Source organism: Vibrio sp. 1F253 (genome assembly GCF_041439295.1).
Lineage (GTDB): Bacteria > Pseudomonadota > Gammaproteobacteria > Enterobacterales > Vibrionaceae > Vibrio > Vibrio tasmaniensis_A.
The window spans coordinates 1-23086 of record NZ_JBGONU010000018.1; the positions used below are offsets into that span (position 1 = coordinate 1).

Annotated in this window: 21 protein-coding genes and 2 pseudogenes; 13 read left to right on the forward strand and 10 right to left on the reverse strand. The window is 43.6% G+C overall.

Going from position 1 to position 23086, the window contains the following annotated elements; all coding sequences use genetic code 11:
* Positions 1–361: 361 nt before the first annotated feature.
* From ACED28_RS10945 to ACED28_RS10975, 7 genes are all read left to right on the forward strand, one after another.
* Positions 362–622 (forward strand): DUF5062 family protein, encoded by a 261-nt coding sequence (locus ACED28_RS10945; protein WP_009845972.1) that lies wholly within the window; start codon positions 362–364, stop codon positions 620–622.
* Positions 623–1090: 468 nt separating this feature from the next.
* The gene (ectA, locus tag ACED28_RS10950; RefSeq protein ID WP_009845971.1) at positions 1091–1624 is read left to right on the forward strand and encodes a diaminobutyrate acetyltransferase; all 534 of its coding nucleotides are present in this window, start codon (positions 1091–1093) and stop codon (positions 1622–1624) included.
* 35 nt (positions 1625–1659) lie between these two features.
* Positions 1660–2925: a diaminobutyrate--2-oxoglutarate transaminase gene (gene ectB / locus ACED28_RS10955; protein ID WP_009845970.1), complete on the forward strand. Its 1266-nt coding sequence runs from the start codon at positions 1660–1662 to the stop codon at positions 2923–2925.
* Between the two features lie 13 nt (positions 2926–2938).
* Entirely contained in the window at positions 2939–3325 is a 387-nt protein-coding gene (locus tag ACED28_RS10960; protein ID WP_371709844.1) for an ectoine synthase, read from the forward strand.
* Positions 3326–3404: 79 nt separating this feature from the next.
* The gene (locus ACED28_RS10965) at positions 3405–4829 is read left to right on the forward strand and encodes an aspartate kinase (protein ID WP_371709845.1); all 1425 of its coding nucleotides are present in this window, start codon (positions 3405–3407) and stop codon (positions 4827–4829) included.
* A gap of 229 nt (positions 4830–5058) precedes the next feature.
* Entirely contained in the window at positions 5059–5682 is a 624-nt protein-coding gene (locus ACED28_RS10970; RefSeq protein ID WP_371709846.1) for an HAD family hydrolase, read from the forward strand.
* A gap of 56 nt (positions 5683–5738) precedes the next feature.
* Positions 5739–6578 (forward strand): hypothetical protein, encoded by an 840-nt coding sequence (locus ACED28_RS10975; RefSeq protein ID WP_135442171.1) that lies wholly within the window; start codon positions 5739–5741, stop codon positions 6576–6578.
* Between the two features lie 93 nt (positions 6579–6671).
* Here the strand turns inward: ACED28_RS10975 and ACED28_RS10980 are convergent, their stop codons facing one another.
* Together ACED28_RS10980 and add are read right to left on the reverse strand one after the other, a co-directional pair.
* Positions 6672–7247 carry a sugar O-acetyltransferase gene (locus ACED28_RS10980; RefSeq protein WP_135442169.1) on the reverse strand — a complete coding sequence of 192 codons (576 nt, stop codon included), beginning with the start codon at positions 7245–7247 and terminating at the stop codon, positions 6672–6674.
* Positions 7248–7577: 330 nt separating this feature from the next.
* On the reverse strand, positions 7578–8576 hold the full coding sequence (gene add / locus ACED28_RS10985) for an adenosine deaminase (RefSeq protein ID WP_371709847.1): 999 nt from the start codon (positions 8574–8576) through the stop codon (positions 7578–7580).
* A 120-nt stretch (positions 8577–8696) separates the two neighbouring features.
* Between add and ACED28_RS10990 the strand changes: the two genes are divergently transcribed.
* Together ACED28_RS10990 and ACED28_RS10995 are read left to right on the forward strand one after the other, a co-directional pair.
* Positions 8697–9632: a LysR substrate-binding domain-containing protein gene (locus ACED28_RS10990; RefSeq protein WP_102556068.1), complete on the forward strand. Its 936-nt coding sequence runs from the start codon at positions 8697–8699 to the stop codon at positions 9630–9632.
* A gap of 136 nt (positions 9633–9768) precedes the next feature.
* Positions 9769–11220, forward strand: coding sequence for a glutathione synthase (locus ACED28_RS10995; RefSeq protein ID WP_371709848.1), 1452 nt, complete (start codon positions 9769–9771; stop codon positions 11218–11220).
* Here the strand turns inward: ACED28_RS10995 and ACED28_RS11000 are convergent, their stop codons facing one another.
* The 5 genes and pseudogenes from ACED28_RS11000 to ACED28_RS11020 form a co-directional block, all read right to left on the reverse strand.
* Positions 11221–12729, reverse strand: coding sequence for an SgrR family transcriptional regulator (locus tag ACED28_RS11000; RefSeq protein ID WP_371709849.1), 1509 nt, complete (start codon positions 12727–12729; stop codon positions 11221–11223).
* Positions 12730–12739: 10 nt separating this feature from the next.
* Entirely contained in the window at positions 12740–13750 is a 1011-nt protein-coding gene (locus tag ACED28_RS11005) for a Gfo/Idh/MocA family protein (protein WP_371709850.1), read from the reverse strand.
* 113 nt (positions 13751–13863) lie between these two features.
* Entirely contained in the window at positions 13864–14763 is a 900-nt protein-coding gene (locus tag ACED28_RS11010) for a homocysteine S-methyltransferase family protein (RefSeq protein ID WP_371709851.1), read from the reverse strand.
* Positions 14764–14897: 134 nt separating this feature from the next.
* A pseudogene (locus ACED28_RS11015) lies at positions 14898–15095 on the reverse strand (IS110 family transposase); the annotation flags it as partial.
* A 124-nt stretch (positions 15096–15219) separates the two neighbouring features.
* Positions 15220–15417 (reverse strand): hypothetical protein, encoded by a 198-nt coding sequence (locus tag ACED28_RS11020; RefSeq protein ID WP_102248951.1) that lies wholly within the window; start codon positions 15415–15417, stop codon positions 15220–15222.
* Between the two features lie 302 nt (positions 15418–15719).
* Here ACED28_RS11020 and ACED28_RS11025 point away from each other — a divergent pair, with 302 nt between their 5' ends.
* Positions 15720–16421, forward strand: a complete 702-nt coding sequence (locus tag ACED28_RS11025; RefSeq protein WP_371709852.1) for a biotin/lipoate A/B protein ligase family protein — start codon at positions 15720–15722, stop codon at positions 16419–16421.
* 167 nt (positions 16422–16588) lie between these two features.
* On the opposite strand, the gene ACED28_RS11030 is transcribed toward ACED28_RS11025, so the two are convergent.
* Both ACED28_RS11030 and ACED28_RS11035 read right to left on the reverse strand, forming a co-directional pair.
* Positions 16589–17398: an SDR family NAD(P)-dependent oxidoreductase gene (locus tag ACED28_RS11030; protein ID WP_371709853.1), complete on the reverse strand. Its 810-nt coding sequence runs from the start codon at positions 17396–17398 to the stop codon at positions 16589–16591.
* Between the two features lie 281 nt (positions 17399–17679).
* Positions 17680–19752, reverse strand: coding sequence for an alkyl/aryl-sulfatase (locus ACED28_RS11035; protein WP_371709854.1), 2073 nt, complete (start codon positions 19750–19752; stop codon positions 17680–17682).
* 188 nt (positions 19753–19940) lie between these two features.
* Here ACED28_RS11035 and ACED28_RS11040 point away from each other — a divergent pair, with 188 nt between their 5' ends.
* A complete protein-coding gene (locus ACED28_RS11040) occupies positions 19941–20855 on the forward strand; it encodes a LysR family transcriptional regulator (protein WP_032555096.1) in 915 nt (304 codons plus the stop codon).
* 83 nt (positions 20856–20938) lie between these two features.
* Here ACED28_RS11040 and ACED28_RS11045 read toward each other — a convergent pair.
* Positions 20939–21753 (reverse strand): annotated as a pseudogene (locus ACED28_RS11045) (DMT family transporter).
* Between the two features lie 254 nt (positions 21754–22007).
* On the opposite strand from ACED28_RS11045, the gene ACED28_RS11050 reads away from it, so the two are divergent.
* On the forward strand, positions 22008–22397 hold the full coding sequence (locus ACED28_RS11050; RefSeq protein ID WP_371709855.1) for a VOC family protein: 390 nt from the start codon (positions 22008–22010) through the stop codon (positions 22395–22397).
* A 51-nt stretch (positions 22398–22448) separates the two neighbouring features.
* Positions 22449–22973: a hypothetical protein gene (locus ACED28_RS11055; protein ID WP_371709893.1), complete on the forward strand. Its 525-nt coding sequence runs from the start codon at positions 22449–22451 to the stop codon at positions 22971–22973.
* The last annotated feature ends 113 nt before the right edge of the window (positions 22974–23086 follow it).

Consider the following 23086-nt stretch of genomic DNA (forward strand, 5'->3'; position numbering starts at 1 on the left):
AAGAGAAGCTGCTTAGTAAACAAGCGAATGATGACAACTACCTTGAAAAACGCCGGTACGGTAAATGTGATTAAAGCAAAGTTAATATAAAACTAGTTAAATAACAGTGCATTATATGACAGTTGTTGGATATTTGATTGTAGTGGTATTTCGTACTCTTCAGGGAGTGATTATTGATAAGAGTTCCATTGCTTATTGTTATCTGTCTCGTCAATGTTATTGAAATTAACATTGATATCTACGTGACGATTAATTTTATGTTATTTATCAAAGCGACTCCTCAAACTGAGAGCGAAGTAATCTTGTGAGTCTTTCGGTTTGATATACTCAGTGTTCATTCGATTAAGATGATGGAGATGATATGTCGAAAACCGCGAAGATCATTAATGAAGATAAATTGCTAAAGAAAGCTCTGGAAGTCGGTTCTAAAATGGCAAAGTTACAAGGCTTTGATTTGCCACACTCATCTCAACCTATAAAAGTTAAGGCTGTGTACTTGTTTCTTGTTGGAGTTAATCAGATCACGCCTTTACCTGAAAGTAAGCTTGATGGCGCGAATATTAAGAAGCGTTTAGCACTATGGATCCACAAGGCTCTGCCTGATAATGATCCCCTGAAGTAATTCGCGATTAACTCAGTGATTCGAATTTGTTTCTTTTGATTGATTGCCAATTTATGTTTACTTGAAAAACCTAGCTATCTCACGCTAGGTTTTTTTGTTTTAGGTATCTGCGTTTCAATATTAGAGCCTAAGCCATCTCTTTTTAGAGCGTCACTGTTTACCTTATTCAGTATTGGAGTCGTCGATATTTTTGCTGATTCCTATCCTTCCTACTCAGGCACTTGAACGCTGTATTTTATGAATTGCACTAACGATTTCCTTTCGTCTATTCCCTTCAAGACTCTCAAATTTATACCGACCCAATAAATACATTAGAACTCAAAGTATTATTTAATACATATAATACTTACTCAAGTGTGATCTGCGTCGCTAAAATTTGATTTTTAGCGCTAATGTGTTGATCTTTGTGTATGGGAAATGCTCATAATTAAAAGGAATTTAATTAGAGTTCAAAGGAAATGTTTCGGTATGATTACGTCAGCGCCTTGGATATTGTATCCAGAGGTTGTAGAAAAGATGATTGAAAAATGGAATTTTCGTGAGCCAGAAGTTTCGGATGGCAACAACATTTATCAATTAATTTCAGAGTGCCCCCCATTAGATACTAACTCTTCATATTGCAATTTCTTGCAGTCTACTCACTTTAGTAAAACTTGTATTTTAGTGGAGCATGAAGGTGACCTTGCTGGCTTTATTTCTAGTTACCAAAAACCCAGTGAGCCCAATGTTCTCTTTATTTGGCAAGTGGCGGTGGCGCCTAAGTTTAGAGGCAATGCTTTAGCCTACAAGATGCTGAACACCTTACTTAAACGAGAGGGCCTAAAGAGCATTGAAGCGATAGAAACGACTATCACTGAATCAAACCAAGCGTCTTGGGCATTGTTCAAAAAGCTGGACGAAAAAAACGGTAACACCGGGAAAGTGACTACTTTCTTAGATGAAAATCTTCACTTTAACGGGCAGCACGATACCGAATACCTCTATCGAATCCTCCTTAAATAATCAAACACTTATAGGAATTAAATAACGGCATTATCATGGATATTTTTAAAAAGCAGGAATCTAACGTACGTTCATACTCGAATAGTTTTCCAGTCACTTTTAGTAAATCAAAAGGTTGCTGGCTTGAAACGAAACAAGGTGATCGTTACATCGATTTTCTTGCTGGAGCAGGATCTCTCAATTACGGTCACAACAATCCAATACTTAAGCAAGCCTTGCTTGATTACATTGAAATGGACGGGATTACGCACGGCTTAGATATGCATTCAGAAGCCAAAGCTGAATTCTTAGAAGCACTTACTCGCTTAATTCTAGAACCAAGAGATCTCAATTATAAAGTTCAATTTACTGGCCCAACAGGAACCAATGCCGTTGAAGCCGCGATTAAATTGGCTAAAAAAGTGAAAGGCCGAAGCAGCATTGTAGCGTTTACCAATGGTTTTCATGGTTGTACTGCAGGTGCACTGGCTGCTACGGGTAACCAACATCATAGACAAGGCGCGGGCTCAAACCTTAACAACGTTACGCGTTTGCCATTTGAGGGTTACGCTGGCATTGATGGATTAAAATTGTTCGAAACGATGTTAGCTGATAATTCTGCCGGTATGGATAAGCCAGCAGCCGTCTTATTGGAAACGGTTCAAGGTGAAGGTGGATTGAATGTCGCTTCAAATGAGTGGTTACAGCGTTTGAGTAAAATTTGTAAAGCTCACGATATCTTAGTCATTGTCGATGATATCCAAGCGGGTTGTGGTCGAACGGGTACGTTCTTTAGCTTTGAACCTTCAGGTATCAAGCCAGATATAGTCACTCTGTCTAAGTCGATAAGTGGTTATGGCTTACCGATGGCCGTCGTTTTATTAAAGCCTGAATTAGACAAATGGCAGCCGGGAGAACACAACGGCACCTTCCGTGGTAATAACCATGCGTTCGTTACCGCTACGAAAGCGTTAGAAATGTATTGGTCAAATGATGATTTTGAAAATCATATTCAACGTAGCTCAAGCATGGTCGATGATGTCATTCAACGCAATATCAAGCGTTTCCCAGAGCTATTCGTTCAACGCAAGGGACGTGGAATGATGATTGGCATTGAATGTAAAGATGGAAACACGGCTGACGAAATTGCCAAAACGTGTTTTGAAAACGGTATGGTCATTGAAACAGCTGGCCCTAACGATGAAATAGTGAAGTTCTTTTGCCCACTGACGATATCTGAATCGGAACTGATGCAAGGTTTAACCATCTTCGAAGATTCAGTAGAAATTGTAGCAACTAAGTATTTCAAGAAAGTATCGTAATAGGGACAGTAAAATGATTGTTAGAACACTTGATGAATGTCGTAATAGCGAAAGACGTATTGTTTCGGATAATTGGGAAAGTACTCGCATGTTGTTGAAAGATGACAACATGGGTTTTTCATTTCATATCACGACAATTTATGAAGCGACGGAAACACATATTCATTACCAAAACCATTTAGAATCAGTATATTGCATGAGTGGTGAAGGCGAAATTGAAGTGGTTGGTGGTGAGACTTATCCCATCAAACCTGGGACGCTTTATATCCTTGATAAGCACGATGAACACTATTTACGTGCGTATAAAAACAAAGAAATGGTTATGGCGTGTGTATTCAATCCGCCAATTGCTGGCGCTGAAGTTCACGATGAAAACGGCGTTTATCCTCTGGTTGATTAACCGACTTTTTCTGGGGTGAAATCTCACCCCAATTTCCATTTATCTAGTCTTTATTGCTTCTCTATAACTAAGGTCTTTTATGACATTTACCGTAGAAAAAATCGGCGGTACATCCATGACAGCATTTGATGCTGTGCTCGACAATATTATTCTCCGCCCGAAAAATCCGTACAATCGAATTTTTGTTGTGTCAGCTTATAGCGGGATGACAGATGCACTTTTGGAGTGCAAAAAAACAGGCAAGCCAGGTGTTTATCAATTGATCGCAATGCGTGATGATTCTTGGGAAGAAGCGTTATCTTACATTGAAAGCCGTATGTTGTTGATCAACGAGCATATTTTTGCAGATCCTATGAATCGTGCGCGTGCTGATAAGTTCATCCGGTCGCGTATTTCAGAAGCGAAGAACTGTATTACAAATATCCTTGAAACGTGTCAATACGGTCAGTTTTCATTGAGGCATTACTTGCCTCAGATCCGCGAGTTTCTCTCTTCAATTGGCGAGTCACATAGTGCGTACAATACGGCTCTTAAATTGAAAAATATTGGTATTAATTCAACCTTTGTTGACCTTTCTGGTTGGGATAACAAGACTCCTCAGAGTTTGGACGATACCATCAGAGACGCTTTTTCAGACATAAATGTGGCTGAAGAGCTACCTATAGTGACGGGTTATGCCTATTGTAAAGAAGGTTTGATGCATACTTATGATCGTGGTTACAGTGAGATGACGTTTAGCCGTATCGCGACTATGACCAAGGCATCACTGGCTATTATTCATAAGGAGTATCACTTTAGTTCGGCCGATCCAAAAGTCGTTGGGGTTAGCTCAGTTAAACCAATTGGAGCGACTAATTATGATGTTGCCGATCAGTTAGCAAACCTTGGTATGGAAGCTATTCATTCTAATGCCGCAGCAGGGTTGCGCGAGAGTGGAATCGAACTACAAATAAAGAACACTTTTGAGCCAGAGCATGAAGGTACACTGATTTCTTCAGATTACCGTCCAGACACCAATCAGATAGAGATTATTGCCGGAAAGCAGAAAGTATATGCATTGCATGTATTTGATCAGGGGATGGTCGGTAAGGCTGATAACGTCAGTTATGAACTAATGGAAATTATCGCGGATGCGAGAGTTAACCTTATCGGAAAAGAGATGAATGCTAACTCTATTACGTATTATCTAGGCGGCAGTTCAGAAAGTTTAAATAAGGTGTTTTATAAGGCAGAGAAGCGATATCCGAAAGCATCTATTTCGGGACGTATGGTCGCTATCATTTCGGCGATCGGGTCTCAAATTGACATCAATAAAACGCTAGCGAATGGCGTATTGGCTTTGATGAGCAATAGTGTTACGCCCATTGCGTTACATTCGTCGATGAGAAACGTGAATGTACAATTTGTTGTGAGCGACGATAAGTATCAAGAGGCCATTTGTGCATTACATGAAGAGTTTTTTGAACAAAAGCAAAAGGTCACATCATCAGTGAATGCTGCTTAAATAAAGAGCGGTGAGCCCATCCCATCGACTAACTGAACGTTTGATCTGTAGGGTTGAGACTGCAAAAAATTTTGTGTAAAGGCCATTTTTATGATGGCCTTTTTCGTACCTGCTCGATGACATATTGTGATTTCAGTCCTTATTTTGTAAAACAAGGTTATGAACTTTAAGGTGCGGCATTTAATGTCGGTGTTGTTGTTATTTCACGCGAATAATTCAGGAGCAAGGTATGAGTACTCATCAAATAAAAAATGTGGTATTTGACGTCGGCAATGTGATTGTACGTTGGTCACCGCTAGAAATTACTCGCCTGACTTTCGGGGAACTTGATGATCTGGAAACCCAAGCGCGTTCAATTTTCCAAAGTACGACTTGGTTGGATTTGAACAAAGGGTTCTTAACCGAAAATGAAGCCAAACTTCGCTACCAACAAGAGTTAGATTTATCTTCATTAGAGTGCGAGCGCCTGTTCTATTACGTTAAGCAAACGCAGATCTTACTGTACGGTTCTATTGACCTCATCAAGCAAGTAAAACGAGCAGGTTATGCTGTGTATGCGTTAACCGATAACGTGGTTGAGATTGTTGAGTACCTAAAAGCCACCTACGAGTTTTGGCCACTGTTTGATGGTGCAACGGTATCGGCAGAGTTGGGCATGCTCAAGCCTCAACCTGAAATTTATCATGCTCTACTGTCCCAACATGGTCTTGAGGCTTCAGATACGGTGTTCATTGATGATATGCCTTGCAACGTAGAAGGGGCGAAAGCTGCAGGTATTACCGGTATCCAGTTTAATGATGTGTTTCAGTGTGAAAGAGAATTGCTTGCACTGGGTATTGATTTGAATCGTTAACGGATTTGATGATTTCGGGTTAACGATTTAACTCTTCTTTTTAAGGGTTTAACAAGATGAAAAAATACTCAGTAAGATCAATGATCACTTTTTTGGTTCTCGCTTTATCTGGATTGGTTCTTATTGTGGCAGCAATGCTGCAGATGCAAGGTGAAGAACCCTGTCACAATTGCTATGAATCAGATAAAGGGCAGTTTAAGTATGTCCTTTACGATGGAACCTCACCTTCGATAATTCCAAGTATTCACAACGAGCTATTGCTCAAACAGGCTCCTTTGATGAAAAGCTTCGGCCTTGATTCAATACCGGTCATAACGGTGAGAGTATGGCGAAACCAAAAAGCCTATTTGGATGAGCAGGAGCGGAGCATAGGGTATCGATATGCTTTCTCTACGGGGTATATTGACCCTAAAAGCAATGAAATTAGGCTGCTCTATTTTGGTGGTGAGATCCATAAAACCGCACTGCATGAGTTCGTACATTTACTGACTTTGCAAGTGAATCCGAACTTTGCGAATAATCCGCGTTGGTTGTGGGAAGCTATCGCTATCTACAAATCTGAAGATTATTGGTTTCACGTCAATAACAGGACTGCCATCAGTCGCCGTTTCGATGGGCTAGTTCAGGATTTATACCATAAGCCGAACAGTAGCTCAGCTGTTTATGAGCTTGGCTATACGGTCGGTGAGTTTATTGAACGTTCATGGGGGGAGGAGGCGTTTGTTGATCTCATTAAAAGCAATGGTGATCCATCACAACTTACAGAGCAACCAATAGAATCGCTGTTTTCTGATTGGGAAAAGTTCGTCAAAACCACGTACTTGAGTAGCCCGAAAAGTGAGTATGAAAAGGCCATGGAACGAAATCCATTCGATAGAAGAGACACGTCTAACTAATCAAAAAAAAGGTGATATGTACATCGCCTCTTTTTCTATTCGTTGTTCTAAGTAGCTTTATTCTACTGGTGAGCTCTATTCTTCTACTTAGCTTTATTGTTCAGTATTCAAATATCTAATCAATTTTGCAGGTGTGCCGCCGTATAGGCAATCTGGTGGTACATCGCTGTTGACCACAGAGTTAGCTGCAATCACTGAACGAGCCCCAATAGTCACGCCTTGGTTGATCACTGAATTACCGCCAACCCACACATCATCTTCGATTGTTATTGGTAAACAGAAGGTTTCCCATTTACGGCGGCTACGATAATCAAGGGAGTGTGATGGCGTATAGAATTGGGCACTTGGTCCAATTAAAACATTGTTACCGATCTTGATGTTCGCACCATCTAGCATTACTGCGTTCATATTAATGAAGGTGTCGTCGCCAATCTCTATGGTTTTGCCAAACTCACAATGAAAAGGGGGCTGGATTAAGCTGCTATTACCAACCTTACCAAATAGCTGCTCTTGCAATGTGTGTTGCTGGGCTGGATCTTGGTAGTTGTTGAAAGCCATTAGCGACTTTCTGGCATTGGCACGCATGGTATCAATTTCTTGATCTGCACCATCATACACTTGTCCAGATAGCATTTTTTCTAGTTCAGTTTTATTGTTTTTATTACTCATGCTTATCCACTTTACGAGAGTCTCGGTTTAATACTAATCGTAGTAAATAACTGGTCATCCTAGCTGGTTAAAACGCTCAATAACTGCGTTAGAAATTTTGATTGTAGAATAACTACTTATCGAAAATTTCTGCCTTGTTCTTAAGCCTTTTTCCTGCGCTATTTATGATCACTTACTTACTGTGATTGGTATAAATGACGAATACAGCAAGATTAGCGATTTTCAGGCATAAAAAAAGAGAAAAGCGTCAGCCTTTCTCTTCCTGTTTTGTGCTTTAAGCACTAATGCTAAGTGAGCCCTGCTATTCAGCAAAAGGCGCGCTTTGCCAAATTAGATTTGCTCAACGAAACCCATTAGGTGCTGTTTCACTTCGTCTGAAGCAAAAGCGCTGTCGACTGAGTATTTGTAGATTTCTACGTAGTCTTCTTTTGTTAGGCCGAATGTTTCACACACACGCTTCACTTCGTTGGTCATGGTTGTGTTCGACACAGTACGGTTGTCTGTGTTGATCGTAACAACGATGCCGTCTTTCTTGAATTCAGCAATTGGGTGGTCGCTGAATTTGTGAATACATTTAGTTTGAACGTTACTTGTTGGGCAAGTTTCAAGCGCAACTTGCTTCTCTTTAACGATGTTGTATGCGTCTTCGTTACCTTGGATGTGAACACCGTGGCCGATGCGTTCAGCGTCAAGCATTGTCACTGCATCGTAAACGTTTTGACCATGCCATTGCTCGCCAGCGTGCACGGTAATGCGGTAGCCTTTTTCAAGAGCGTATTGTGTGTATTCAGGGAATTCAGCACAGAAGCTTGGCTTTTCGCCGCCTGCGATATCAAACGCCACAACACCTTTACCTAGGTAGGGTTGGCCTGCGTCGATTACGTCTTTGATCGAATCTTTAGGGAACATACGAAGCACAGACATGATGTAGTTGCCTCTGATGTCGTATTTCTCTTCAGCACGCTTCATGCCTTTTACTGCACTTGCAATGATCGTATCAAGAGACAGGCCTTTGTTTACGTGCAGGATTGGCGCAAAACGAACTTCTAGGTATTTAACGTTCTCTAGTGCAGCGTCTTCGTAAAGCTCAAAAGAGATACGTTCAATTGCTTCTTCAGTCTGCATTACTTGTAGTGGCAGGCTGAAACAAGCCAGGTACTCATCTAGGTTTTTGCAATCTTCTGGCACAGTTAGAGATTGAACAACCGCGTCGCGATCTTCAGGTAGTTCGATATTGTACTGTTTTGCTAGGTCAATAATCGTATCTGGGCGAACACTTCCGTCTAGGTGGCAGTGTAAATCAATCTTTGGTAGTGCTAGAAAATCCATGAGTATTCCTTAATTCTATTATTCTTTGAGTGTTTTAACTCACATGCGCTAAATTTACCAAGACAATGATATGATTTAAAGTGACAATTAATCATCATTAACCTGAATTTAGGGAATATCATGGTAGATGTTAAAAGCTTACTTAAATGCGATATGAATTTGCTGCTTTGCTTGCACGTTCTGATTGAAGAACGAAGTGTGAGCAAAGCGGCTGATCGACTCTTTTTGAGCCAGTCTGCGGTAAGTAAACAGCTCACTAAGCTCAGAGCTTTGTTTGATGATCCGCTGTTTGAGCGTGAATCAAAGGGTCTATTCCCAACACCCAAAGCACTCGCGTTAGCGCCTAAGATCCACCAAATTCTACTGCAGATCGAAAAGCTGACTGTTCCCGAAGTTTTCGACCCTAAAGACAGTGAGCGTACCTTTACTATAGACCTTGTCGAAACCGCGTACACGGCGATTTACCCGCATTTTATGCCTACGGCACTTGCAGATGCGCCTCACATCACCATCAACAGTTCAACGTGGAGCAGCGATAGCTTCAAGCGCTTACTGAAACGTGAAGTGGATTTTGGTATCGGTATCTTTGAGCTAGATGAGCGCGCTTCTACCCACGTGCAGTGTATCCCTGACGAGTTGGATTACGTGGAACTGTGCTTGGATTACTCGGTGTGTTTGATGCGAAATGACCACCCAGCCTTGCTGGAAGAGTGGAACCTCGACACTTTCTTGAAGTATCGACACATACAGTTGGTGACGGGTGGAGCGGGTGACTGGTTATTGATGGAAGTGCTTAACTCAAAGCAGCTTGAAATCAACAAAGCCGCTAATGTTTCAGACATCACCAGTGCCATTAAGCTGTGTAAGCAGAGTGATTTACTTATGTGTTACCCATACAACTCGGTACGCGATTACATTGATAGTGGAGAGTTGGTGATGAAGCCTGTCCCGGTTGATTTGGTGCCGGGAGGCTTGTTCCTGTTGTGGCACAAATACTTCGATTCAGAACCGAGCCACAAATGGTTGCGCGATCTGATCATCGAGCAGACTCGATAGTTGAGATGTATAATCTATTCAAGCTTTTAAAAGATAAGATAAACGTAATTGTTTGATAAAAAATTCAGTTTTATTTCGTCTTTTGGAATTAAGCTTCGTCTTATTCTGGGTGCTATTTTTATTTGGAAGATGAGAGATGACAATTCCACGGTTACCACAACAAATTATTGAAGACGCGTGTGAGTGGGCGATCATGCACGGTGTTGCGTTTCGCCAGTCAGATAATACCGCTAGGCATTGTCCTTTCAGCATTGCTCCTATGACTATGGATCGTGAGGTGTATGAACACTTGCTGAAGGTAACACCGCTGATCACCAAGTTAATCAGCAATGTTTCCGAAGATCATGAATTCTTGAAGTCATCACTGAGTGATATGGCCAAAGCTGATCCGTTTTTTGGCCGCTTGATGGAGTTGCATCAACAAGCGCATGGCAGTGCGGATGAACGCTTGAATCCTGCTCGCCAACCGTTGTTATTAATGCGTACTGACTTCATGGACGATCGCCAACATGGCGCGAAAGTGATCGAGTTTAATGGCATTGCTGCAGGTATGGCTCCGTTTGGGCAAAAGGCCACAGAGTTCCATGATTACATGCAAAATCAATGGCCTGAGACTTATCAGAGCTGGCTTGAAGATAAATCTGCAACTCCTGCTGAAAACCAAGGCTTAACGCAGTTGGCTTATGGTATTGCGACTTCAGCAAGAAAAGTGCGAGCTGACTTTAATGATTCAGATAAGCCAACATTCTTGATGGTAGTACAAAAGAATGAAGACAATGTTTGCGACCAACACCTACTCGAAATTGAACTGCAAAAGCAGGGTGTACGTACGGTTCGTCGCACTTTTGAACAACTGAGCTGTCAGCTTTCATCGGGTGATGACCAACGTTTGTTATTGCAAGATGTCGGCGCTGTCGATGTGGTCTACCTAAGAGCTGGCTATCAGTATTCAGACTACTGGGCACCAGAACTCAACGAATCGGTTTGTTGTCATACACTAAGCCAAACGCGCGTGTTTATGGAGCAACACCATGTCGCAATGAACGCGACCATAAGCCAACAATTAGCGACCAGTAAAACCATGCAAATGCTGCTGACCATGATGCCTGCGTCAGAATACGCACGCTGGGGTTTAACGTTAGAAGAAGCAGAACTGGTGAAAAGTGTCTTGGCTGATATGAAGCCAATTAATACCGATACTATCGAGTGGTTCAATAGCGTGGCGATTAAACAAGAGTGGGTGTTAAAAAACCAAGGCGAGGGCGGTGGCCATTGTGTCTTTGGTGACGACATTAGCGAACAACTGAGCCAACTTAAGCCAGAAGAGTACGATGCATGGGCATTGATGCAGCGCTTGTATCCACACGAACGCGACGTACCAACCATTGCAGTGCGTGACACTCAACAAATGCTGGTGACAGACTTAGTCAGCGAGGTCGGCCTATTCACCGCTTACTACCAAGGGAAGCCAGTGACCGAACTGGACGGCTACGCGGGCTACTTGATCCGCAGTAAACCAGCCAGCGAAAACGAAGGCGGGATCCACAGCGGCAAAGGCATTCTAGATTCGTTGGTGTTGATTGATTAGTTACAAATGGTTAATCCACAACTGATCGAGTTCGCACCAACCGAAACCATTGACTTGCGCGCTGTGTATCTTTTCAGAAATTTCCAAATTGAACACCTCTTGCTTGAGCTCAATTACAACCCCAGAGTCATGCAACCAATGCCGAAGCACCAACAGTGCATTCATTGCTAACTCAAAGTTTGGCTGGCTTTTTATTGAGGCTAAGCCTTGTTCGATTGTCTCTAGCATCTCAGTAGACAGCGCTAAGTCATCAAAGGGGAAGCGAGTGAAAAAGCTTAACCACGCAGTGAAGGTGTCGTTCTCATCAATAATACTGCATAGCGCGACGTCTTTGGTAGTTAGGTAGTGGCCATGTTCCACGTTGGTTTTGTGGTCGCCAGACACTGACAACTGATCGAAAAGGGCTTGGCATTCAGAGGTGTCTTCTACAGTAAATTCACGAAGTGACTTAGTTAATGCTGGGTTTTGAATCTTGAAAAACGTTGAGCCAAAATCCTGTTGAGGTGTATGGTCATCGCCACGCACGTTGGTGGTCTTTTCGGGCAGTTTCACGCACACCTGATTTTGAGCGCAAGCTTTACTCTGTGCCCATTCTGGATAGACCCACAATTCGACTCGGTTGAGAATCGGAGTGCTGTGTGAATACGCGCTATTACGGCTTAATCTCAACATCTTGCTCGAGAATATGTTTAATGAGAACGCGCCAGAACCAATCAACCTATCAGTCGGTGATGAGGGATTAAATACGGAGGCTTCAACTCTGGAAAGTAAGCGCGGTAAATGCCAATCAGGTTGATTCAATTTTACGACAACCACATTACCTGCCGAGGCAGAGACCTCATCAATATGCTGATAACAGCGACGCCATATTTTGCTTTGGCAGAGTGAGTTAAGGTTGCGCGCTATGTCTTGAGGTTCGAGAGTTCTTTCGTTATGAAACTGAACACCATTACGAATCTGAAAGTGCCACAGTGTCGCATCTTCATTAGGCTGCCAATGATAAGCCAAATCGCCGCTGAGTTGACCATGCTTAACTGAGGTTAGGCGTTGGCAAATTTGCATCACTAAAAAACGCTCGGTACGTCTAAGTACTCGTTGAGGGTGAAGAGCCTCTAGCTCTCGGTGAAAAGGGATATACGCGATATTTTGCGCCGACGGATTGGTGCTGCTTAGAAAGGCTTGCAACTCAGCGCCAGCATTGCGGCCGTTGAAGCTTAAGGTGCTAAACACCTGTTCTATGTTGCCTGCGTCAGCTTGGGCTTGTGCGTATTGGAAACACGCCTCAATGGGTTCAACCAGACACGTGAGTTGTGCCTTCTTGCTGCGACCTGAGCTGGCTTGCCACTTAATCCAACTTTGCGCTGTCATCGCTTTGAGTAAGGTCTGAACGTGACGTTCACTCACGTGCAGCAGTGTGGCCAGTTGGTTGACCTGACAGTGTGATACTCCAGGCCCAAAAGCCTGAAATATCTTTTCATACAGTTCAAGCTTGCGCTTAAGGTTGCCCAATTTGCTTTTCCTAACGACGAGGTTGAGTTAAATGTGGATAGCCAGAGTCAATGAGTGCTTTTTCCATCGTATCGAGAACTCGAGAGGTTATCTCTGAGCTTAGGATATCCGACTCAGTTTTGCCTTGAAGCACCAAGTCTGAAAAATGGTCGATTTCAAATTCGAATCCATTTCCCGTAACTCGGTTATTGATGGTCGACTTCTGCCCTTGATGTTCAATCTCAATAAAGGCCGGATTCCACCATTTTTCGTGAATGGTGATCTTAGTGTCGGGCCCAGTCAAGTGTGCTGATCGGGGAAGGTTTTGCACTGTTGATGCCGATATCTTACCGTTCATATCACCAGAGAAGGTAAAGCACGCATCGGTATCAACATTTGCCCCCTCATAAAGACACGACATCTTTACCTGAGGTTTTGAAGGGTTCACACCCAACGCTCGACATAGGTCGTAGAAGAACCAAAGCCCATAGACCCCAACATCGAGTGTTGCTCCGCCTGACAAATCCGGATTGAAGATAAACAAATCGGGCTCATAGTCGTGATGGTTACCAAAGCTGGCTTCGATTGAATCTATTTGAATGTGGTTATCGACCAAGAATGATTGGAGCTCACGATACGCGGGAAACACCACGGTTTTCATCGCTTCTAACAGCATCACGCCATTTTGTTTCGCAAGGGCTTTCATCTCAAGCCAGTCAGCAAGGTTGGTAAAAGCCGGCTTCTCGACCAATATGTGCTTATTGTTCTTTAGAAACAGTTCGGCGAGTGGCTGGTGGTATGGGTGAACGGTGGCGATGTAAACCGCTTCTACTGCTGGGTCATTCGCCATCTCTTCATAAGAACCATAAGCCTTGTCGCAACCAAACTTGTTGGCGAATGTGGCTGCGCGTGTATGGTCTCTCGCGGCAACCGCATAAAGCTCACCATGCAGACAGTGCTCTGTGACTGCAGTCGCGAATCGATTGGCGATATTGCCTAGCCCTGCGATGCCCCATTTAATTTTGCGTTGCGTGTCGCTCATCAGTTGCTCCAAATCGTTGTTTTGTCTCAGTGTACTCAGAGACGCCACATACAAATAGAGAACAGATTTCTCAACCTGTTCTCTATTTATTTTATTCTAGTTGAAGCTCGGGATCAGCTCTGTGTGGAGCGTTTCCAATCGGCTAGTGCTTGAATGTGTTTTGGTCCAATACCGCAGCAACCACCGATAATATTCGCTCCCAGCGCGTGCCAGCGTTTTGCGTAAACTAAATAACCTTGGCCATCCAGTTCACGTATCTCTTGAAGCATATCATTAGCTTCATGTTCGCTACTGATCGGTGCAAAGTTATTGGCGTAGACACCAATTTCTAAATCACTACCTAGCTCACCAATCACTTTCTTAGCATCGATAATGGCTTGATCCATCACTTCAGGCACTGAGCAGTTAAACATTATGCCTGTCGCGTTTGATTGGCAGGCCAGTTTGATGGCGTCTGTTACGCTTTCGCCAGAACGAATATTGCCACAATCGCCCTTGGTGTCTTCTAAGCTAAAGGCGTAATAACACGGTTTATCTGACTGCTTAAGAACCGCATGAATGGATTCGAACTCTTGCAGGCTACAGATGGTTTCTGCTATCCAAAGGTCGATGTTCGGGTCTTGGGCATCGTAAAGCGTTTGAATGATTGGCGCCGCTTCTTCGACCTTAAATAAGTCTGGTCGGTAGCTGCCAAATGGCGGTGGAATCGCGCCCGCAACTTTCACTGTTTGACAAGCCTTGTCAGCAACTGCTTTAGCCAGCTCACCAGACAGCGCGGCTAGTTCAAAGCCTCGTTGTTCGAACAGCTCTGTACCCAAGTGAAAAGGCACACAGGCGTAGCTATTGGTGATCAGGATTTCAGCACCTGCATCGACAAAATTTTGATGCGCTTGGCTGACAAAATCGGGTGCTTCAATCAGCGCTTGAGCACTCCAAAGCGGTTGAGAAAATGGCGCGCCAATTTCTTTCAGTTCTCGGCCCATGCCGCCATCAAGTATGGTCAGTGTTTTCATATTCAATACTATCTAAACAATTGCTGAAGTTCTGCCGCCACCATATCAGACAACCTTGCCAGACAGAAGCTATCAAGACTGTGTGTTATCGAGAAAAGGTGTCGGACTGTCAGGGAGATACACGGCATAATTTAGATCGCTCTTTGACAATAATGTGCACCATCACACGCATCAATATCTATACGTATGAGTGGCATATTTGCTATTTTAGTCAGCAGTTTAGAGCGAGTTACCGACTTATGAAGTAAGACTTTACCATTTTGGTCTATGGCATGAAGGCTAAAGTGGTTCTTAGCTCGGTCGATACTGCAGAAATAAGAATAATCAGACAGGGTTCCTCCGATGCATTTAAGTACCACATCAGTGTGGCAGATCCTCGGTAGGGGGAATTCATGTCATTCGTTATAGCGACGATTGAGAGCCCTAACACAAATATATTAGGGCGTCAGAGGTCGGTTAGTCTATCGGGTACGCATCTTCATAATGGTCGTCACAAACAGGGTGATCTTGGACGTAACTAGTAGCTGGATTTTCACAAAATTCGCATTCAGCACCTTTAGGTGGTCTAGTTTCATCACAATATACACAATAGCCATCTTCTTCTGGATATTCGGTACCGCAGTCATCACATGTAATATAGTTATCTTCTGACATATCGCCTCCATCAATAGTGTAAGTCAGAGCTATGGTTTATCATAAATACACCTAATATAAAAGAGGCTTAATCTATTGATAATTAGCTTTATTATTGGTTTGGTATGGCTGTCGGAAAATCGCTATAACAAATAAGGATTAAGGTGTTGCGCAGCGCAGCCAACACTAAATCCCAAGTGTTGAACAAGCCCGAAGCCACTTTATTAAGTAAATTGTACGATTGGGTTTTGGATATATGCTTATCTCATCGCCATGCCAGAACGTCAAATACTAGGTCACTACAATCTGCAGAGGAAAGTGCATTGAAGTTAACGAATAAACTCGTACGTTACCCGCACATTGATGTTGATCGTGCGTTTAAAAAAGAAGATGAGTTATTGCAGCAAATACAGGCCGGTGAGATTGGACAAGCCTTAATGCTCTGGCAAGCAAAAACACCGACACTCGTTTTGCCTGCAGGTAAAAAGTGGCCAGTGACGTTAGAGTCTAGAAAGCAACTTGCGGCACAAGGCTGGCAACTCACCTCGCGAAAAACAGGTGGCGCTCCCGTTCCCCAACTGCCGGGGATCATTAACCTATCGCACATTTACCATTGGCCTCGCGATGAAGCCTACAACATCCAAAAAGCGTATCGACATTTATGCGATATCTTAACCCTGTTTTTTAAAGAACTGGGTATCGATGTGGAGGTACACGCAACCCCCGGTTCTTATTGTGATGGTGACTACAACCTCAATATCAATAAACAAAAAATAGTGGGCACTGCTCAGCGTGTATTGCTTAAACAAGGAGGCGGTCAAATTGTACTTTCGCAAGCCTGTATCTTGTTGGGTGTCGACCTAGAGAACATCGTTGCGCCTGTGAATTTTTATAATCAAATTTGCGATAACCCAACCGTGGTGGATGCGCAGGTTCATACTCCGTTGTCCGCGCATTTGACACACCTACCCAACGTAGACTCACTCTTTCAGGAGTTAAGCCAAGCTTTTATCAAGTATGCGTAATGTCTTCCTTTCGCTAACACCAGTTAACTTGTCGGGTGGATGAACCATTTCAATTCTATCTAAACAATTGCTGGAGCTCTGTCGTAACCACATCAGACAACTTTGGGTTGTGGAGTGCTCCTAAATACGGAGCACTCATTGTATCTGGCTCGTGAGCGTGGCATTAGCTAGAGCTGTTCTGCAAGTAACTGGTCGAGAGTCGTCACCAACTTCTGATTTTTCTCCGTATTTAATGCATCAGCATGAGGGTCTTTAAATAGCCCTGAGTCATTATCAAAATACTTCCCTGAAGCGTTAGAAAACTCTTCCGATAGTGCCGCTCGGCATAAGATATCAGCGCCAATCCCTAAGTCATTACCTTCCAAACCATACGCATCTTTAACCAATTTACTGCCAAGAAATGAGGCCGGATTAACGGGAATGATTAGGGGGCCTTGATCTCCTAATTGGTGCGCAAGATGGATTGACCACATCGTTAACGCCAATTTACTTTGTGCGTAGATGGGGCCATCTAAAGCGTCAGGATTTGGGCTGACAAGTGCCTCGAGATCGACCGATGACTGAGCGGCTGAAGATAGATTGATGATGCGACCGTTGGCATCAAAAAGTGGTAGCAGCTTTTGAGTCAGCAAATAAGGGGCAATGGTGTTGACGCTAAATCGGACATCGAGATTGTCTTTGGTGGTGATCTCGGAAACCTTGTAGACGCCAGCATTGTTAATGAGTACATCGAGCTGTTCATGCTTCGACTTTATTTGGTTGGCGAGGGCTTTAACTTCAGAAAGAGAAGAGAGATCAGCAACATAATTTTCGATAATCGCATCCTTGGATAATCGAGAAAGGCCGGCTTCTACTTTGCTGAGTTTTGTTGGGTTACGTCCATGGATAAGGATGTGATGCCCTTGTTGGGCTAACATTTTCGCGGTCTCTAAACCGATACCATCTGTCGCACCTGTAATCATGATCTTTTTTCGCATCTTCCTTCCTTGAATAAAGAGTCCGGACAACTTTTATAACAAAGTTTGATTGCACAAAGTTTCTACTACTTCACATGCTGAGATATAGAAAGTACGGATGTGTATTACGATTGAGAAACCGTGAAACAAGGGTGTGGCTTTTCATTTTATTTTCTTGATATCGAGTAAAGCTCAAATCAAAAAAGCCTCAACCAGTTTAATGGTTGAGGCTTGGTCGTATTAGCCTTGTTTCAGCCTATTTAGGCCAGTTTGACGTTGTAATTATTTTACCTAAGAGCTGCTTAGTGAGCGTGCTCGTGTGAATCTTGGTACAACTCTGCATCAACTTCTTCGCCTTTGTTTGGACGAGGAACAATCTCAAAAGAGGTATCAGCTTCAGTCAATGAAGACAGCAGTTTGTTCAACGATGTTTTGTCTCCTTTCACGCCCGCTTGGCCATCTTCCAATAATTGGTTGAGTGTCGTTTTCTTCAGTACGATGTCTGATACATCTGATTTGTTGATGATCAGTGTGGTATCCGCATCTTGCAGCTCTGATATTTGGATGTTGTTCAGGTTGCCATTCGACATCTCTACGTAGTAGAACTCTTTCACGTCAGGTAATTGGATATTCATGGTAAACGGCGTGTTTTGCGCCTTCAATGAATCCACTTTTACCGCTAAGTAATCCAGCAAGTTTTCGATGGTCATGTTCGCCAATACATCCGGAGAAGCCGTTTTTGGTGCGCCCGGTTGTGTGCCGATACGCAGTTCTTGAGCACCCGTTAGGTAGATGTTTCTCCAGCCCGCGCCTTCTGATTGGTAGCCTAGCTGTTCATAAGTATCGGCCAGTAAACCACGCGCTTTCTTGTTCTCAGGTTCCGCTTGGACAACCTTGTTAAGTGCCGTTGCAACGAAGCGATATTCACCTTCTTGGAAATCTTGCTGCGCTTTTTCAATCACCGCGTCACTGCCACCCATGTATTCAACAAACTTAACCGACTCTGGGTGAATTTGTAGCGGGTTCAGATTGGCTGGGTTCATGTCGAAGTAGCCAAGGTACATGTTGTACACCGCACGAGCATTGTGAGAGTAAGTACCGTGGTAACCATTGGTGTGCCAAGACTGTTGAATGCTGTCTGGCATGACTTTGTAGATCTCGTCGCCAATGTCTTGCAGAACAACACCATTGTTCGCAAGGCGAAGTGTTTGGTTATGAGTGAAACCGTAAGCGTCACGCTGCATTTTTAGGTAGTCAGAGATTTCTTGTTCGCCCCAAATTGGCGATGAGTGAGAGGCAAATAGCACCTCGGTATCTTCACCCCAAGTGACCAACATCTCGTTGATTTTCTTAGACCACTTCAAGCCATCACGTACTTTTGCACCGCGTAATGTGTAGAGGTTGTGCATGCCTTGATACGTTAGCTCACCAGTCCAAAGTGCCTTCATGCTTGGAATATAGGTCACCATTTCTGATGCCGCTTCAGTGCCTGATGCATCCATGAATTGCATTTCTAGGCCGTCGATAACCAGCGTTTCAATTTCTTCGCTATGGTTAAGTTCGTAATCCGGCAATACGTAAGTGATGGTGCCTGTCGACAAGCCTTTCGCGAGTGCCGCATCCACAATACCGTGCTCATGACGATTCAGTGTTGCGCCATATTGATAAGCGGTACGACGAGACATCGCATTACCTGCCAGTACGTTTTCGTCGACGATTTCTTTAGTGATGTTTTTAGAACCGTACACTTTTACGTCTGGGTAGGCTTCTTTGATTGCTCGTGCACCACCAAAGTGATCGGCATGTGAGTGTGAGTAAATCATCGCTACGATAGGTAAGTCGCCGCCATCAGGCACGTTGTTCTTAAAGAACTTTAATGACTTAGCTGCTGATTCCTTTGTGAGAAGAACGTCGTAAGCAATCCAACCATTGTCACTGCGGATGAAAGAAATAGACGCTAAATCGGCACCACGTACTTGGTAAACCTTACCCGGGACAACTTCGTACAAACCTTCAGCAGCTTGGTTCAGCACGGCTTGACGCCAAAGCGAAGGGTTCACTGAATCGGGCGCTTGGTCGGCATTGTTCACGCTAGGGTCGATGAAGTTGAAGCTGTTACGAATAATATCGCCAGTTTCTTGATCGAAGCTCGCAATCAACCCTTTGTTGTTATTGTCGAACGCGCGAGTGTCTTCGAAGTTAAGCGTTTTCGCGAATTCTTGGTTTGCTTTCTTCGTCATCTCGGTCGCGTCTTTGCCACCCTGATCGCCGATTACGCTAAAGTGCGCGTGGTCATGGTTAGCTGCAACAGCTGGGAACGCAAGAGAGATTGCTAGGAACAGTGATGCATTTTTGAAAGTGCGTGATGGAGTCATAGGTGCCTCTTCAATTCGGGATTTCGTTTCGTTGAGGAAATTATATGCCTAAGACATATAGCAAAAAATAAAGTAAGCTTTAGTTAATACATCACGATTGGCTATGTATTGAGTCGTGCAATGGTTAGGGAACGAAGATAAAACCTGACCTATGATTGATTAAGAGCACATTGACAGGGAGAGTAACGGTGAGCGACATGGAAAAGTTGGATTTAAATCTACTGAGCGTGTTCTTAGAAGTGTATCGATTAAAGTCGATCACGCTTGCATCAGAATCGCTTGGTATGACTCAACCTGGAGTCAGTGGCGCTTTGAAACGGCTGCAAGCACAATTGGGTACAGACCTTTTTATTCGAGAGGGTAGAGGTATAACACCGACCAATGCAGCGATGCAGTTGGCGTTACGTGTAGAGCCCGCATTGGACGGGATAACCAGCGCGGTCAGCACGCTAAAGCAGTTCGATAATCAGCAGCATCATGTGTTTCGAATTTTGGTCAACGAGATCGGTTTAACCAAGCTTCAGCCCCTTGTGGAAAAGGACGAGACGCTTGGTAACATCTCAATTGAATTCAATATGGTGCCAAGCAATGAAGAAGATCTGCTGCAGAGTTTGAGCATGCAGCAAGCCGACTTAGCGATCGATATTCACTACCCACAAGTGAATGGCTATATGAACCAGCAAGTGATTGAAGATGAGCTCGTGCTGATCGCCAAGAAAGGGCATCCAAGGATTGATGGATCGGTAACGGAAGCGCAGTATTATCATGAGAAACACATCACCTTCAGAATGCGTCGCTCTCACCTTTACACCGCGGATTACTTTACAAAAAATCCGATACAGCAGCGAAAAGTCAGTTCCGAATGTGATTCATTGATGACGATGTGTGTGTTGGTCTCTGGCTCCGACTGTGTTGGTAGCACATCTAGAGGTTTTGCTAATCAATTTGCGGAGCGATTCCAACTGCAAGTTCTCGAGCAGCCTTTTGAGGTCTTGCCGATGAAACAGTATATGATTTGGCATAAACGAACAGACTTAAACCCCGCACATCAATGGTTAAGAACCAAGATTCAACAATACATGACGAGCTCTCAAAGCTGTTAACGATTCAATGAAAAACGGCTTCCATTTGGAGGCCGTTTTCTGTTACTTGAGGGTTTTAATTAGGCTTTTTGGATTCAATCAACTTATTGTGCGCGTTTCTGACGAGCGGCTTTGAGCATTTTCATTGGCGACATTCCTGTCACCAACATGGTGCCGGTGATAACCAGAATTGAACCAACAATCGTATTGATGCCAATTGCTTCATCTAAGAATAAGTTACCCCAGAGAATACCAAATACCGGAATGATGAAGGTTACGGACAGGGCTGAAGGTGCGCCGAGTTCAGAGACGAGATTGAAGTAAAGTAGATACGCTAACCCAGTACATACCGCGCCTAATAAGATAACCGACGTAGTGATCGTAACGTCGGGTGTTTCTCTCATCGGAATAAAGAATACAAATGGCAAAACCAGCAACACCGCAGCCCACATGCTGCCATGAGCATTGTAGGGGCTTGTTTGGTATAGTTTGACGCTATTCCGTAGCTAAAGGCCGCCATCACTGCTGCAAAGATAGGAAGCATAGCCTCACGGCCAATGTTCATCGCATCCCAACCGACTAACACGCCAACTCCCGTTACCCCAATCCCAAGTCCCAATAGAACTTTCGCCTCGAGTGCTGTTTTGGTCCATATTGCACCAATGATTGCCGCCCATATTGGCGCGGTAGAGTTCAAGATGGCGAGTGTCGAGGCGTTAAGTGTCTGCGCGGCATAAGCGAAAAGCAAAAAAGGAAGTGTGGTGTTAAACAGCCCGAGAATGAAGAAGTGTTTAGCGTGATCATGAAAAGAGAGTTTCTTTTTTAAATAAAAAGAAACTAAAAGCAGAGTAAGTGCTGCAAACAGAACTCGCGCTTCAATCAAGACTGCGGGCCCTAATGGATTGGCCGCCATTCTCATGAAAAGAAACGAGCCTCCCCATATAGCCGCAAGTAGTATCAGTTTTAAAAAGCTCACAGTTTGAATCTCAGATTGTGTAAAACCTGACTATGGAGGAAAGATAACTATTACACAAACATAGATGCCAATACTGTGCAGTTATGGACATAAAATCGAGCCCGTTAATCAGGAACAATTTCGATGAATTTCGTTCTGTTTATTGTTCCTTATTTGATGAGTAATCTAGCGTTAAACATCAAACTTAGGCAAACAAAATGAAGATTGAACACATCGCAATTTGGACCAAAAAACTCGAAGTACTAAAGCGATTTTATGAAGATTATTTCGGCGCGACATCGAACTCAAAATATCACAACCCAACTAAAGGGTTTTCTTCATACTTCCTCTCGTTTGAAACGGGAAGTCGTTTAGAGATCATGGAAATGGATTCTGTGCCTGAATCGAAAGATGACATTTATGACCAGTTCACAGGCTTCATTCACATGGCGATTTCATTAGGGTCGGAACAAGCGGTCGATCAACTGACTCAACGCTTGGTCGAAGACGGCTATGAGCGCTTAGATGGCCCAAGAAGAACAGGCGATGGCTATTATGAGAGCTGTGTTCTCGATCCGGATGGTAATCGCTTGGAACTTACCGTTTAATGTAGAGACTTAATTGAGTTACTCATCTACTAACGGAACTGAGGTATGACAATGATGAAGCTTGCTGTGACTTTCCTTTTTAGCCTTGGGCTTATGGGATGTGCTACCTCAGAACCGGTGTATGAACCAGAAGCTGACTCGAAACCTGAACCATCACAACCCATAGGTTACCTCGGTTTTAAAGCTCACCAAGAGTGGGCGATTCAATTTAACGACTGTACGGTCTATGATCTAACAGGCGCACAACCCTACCAGTGGTTTGACCGTACTTCCGCCTCTGTAAGCTGTTATGAGTTTAAGCCAAATGATGCTATCGAGCCTCTGTTGGTTTACTCCGAGGCTGACTTCAGAAGCAATAAACTCACCCCGATTAATCGTTTTCAAGAGTTGCAGGTATCAGAATCAGGCTGGGGCAGTTTTCCTGCCGTCTACGAGACCAACGGCACCAATTGGCTGAAAGTCAAAGAGGGTTGGATTCACCTCACACTAGCCGATCAGACTTTGGTTCAGTTCTATCCCGGAACTCAAGACCAATCTAGCAAACACACACATGATCAATATTTTGAAGAGCACTGATCGTAACGCTGACTTTTGATTAGTCTGTAGTTCGATCAGAAAAAGATCGTTTAGTTATTGCTGAAACCGGTTTCAATCTGTATCTTGGCTTTTATTGAAATCGGTTTCAGAGT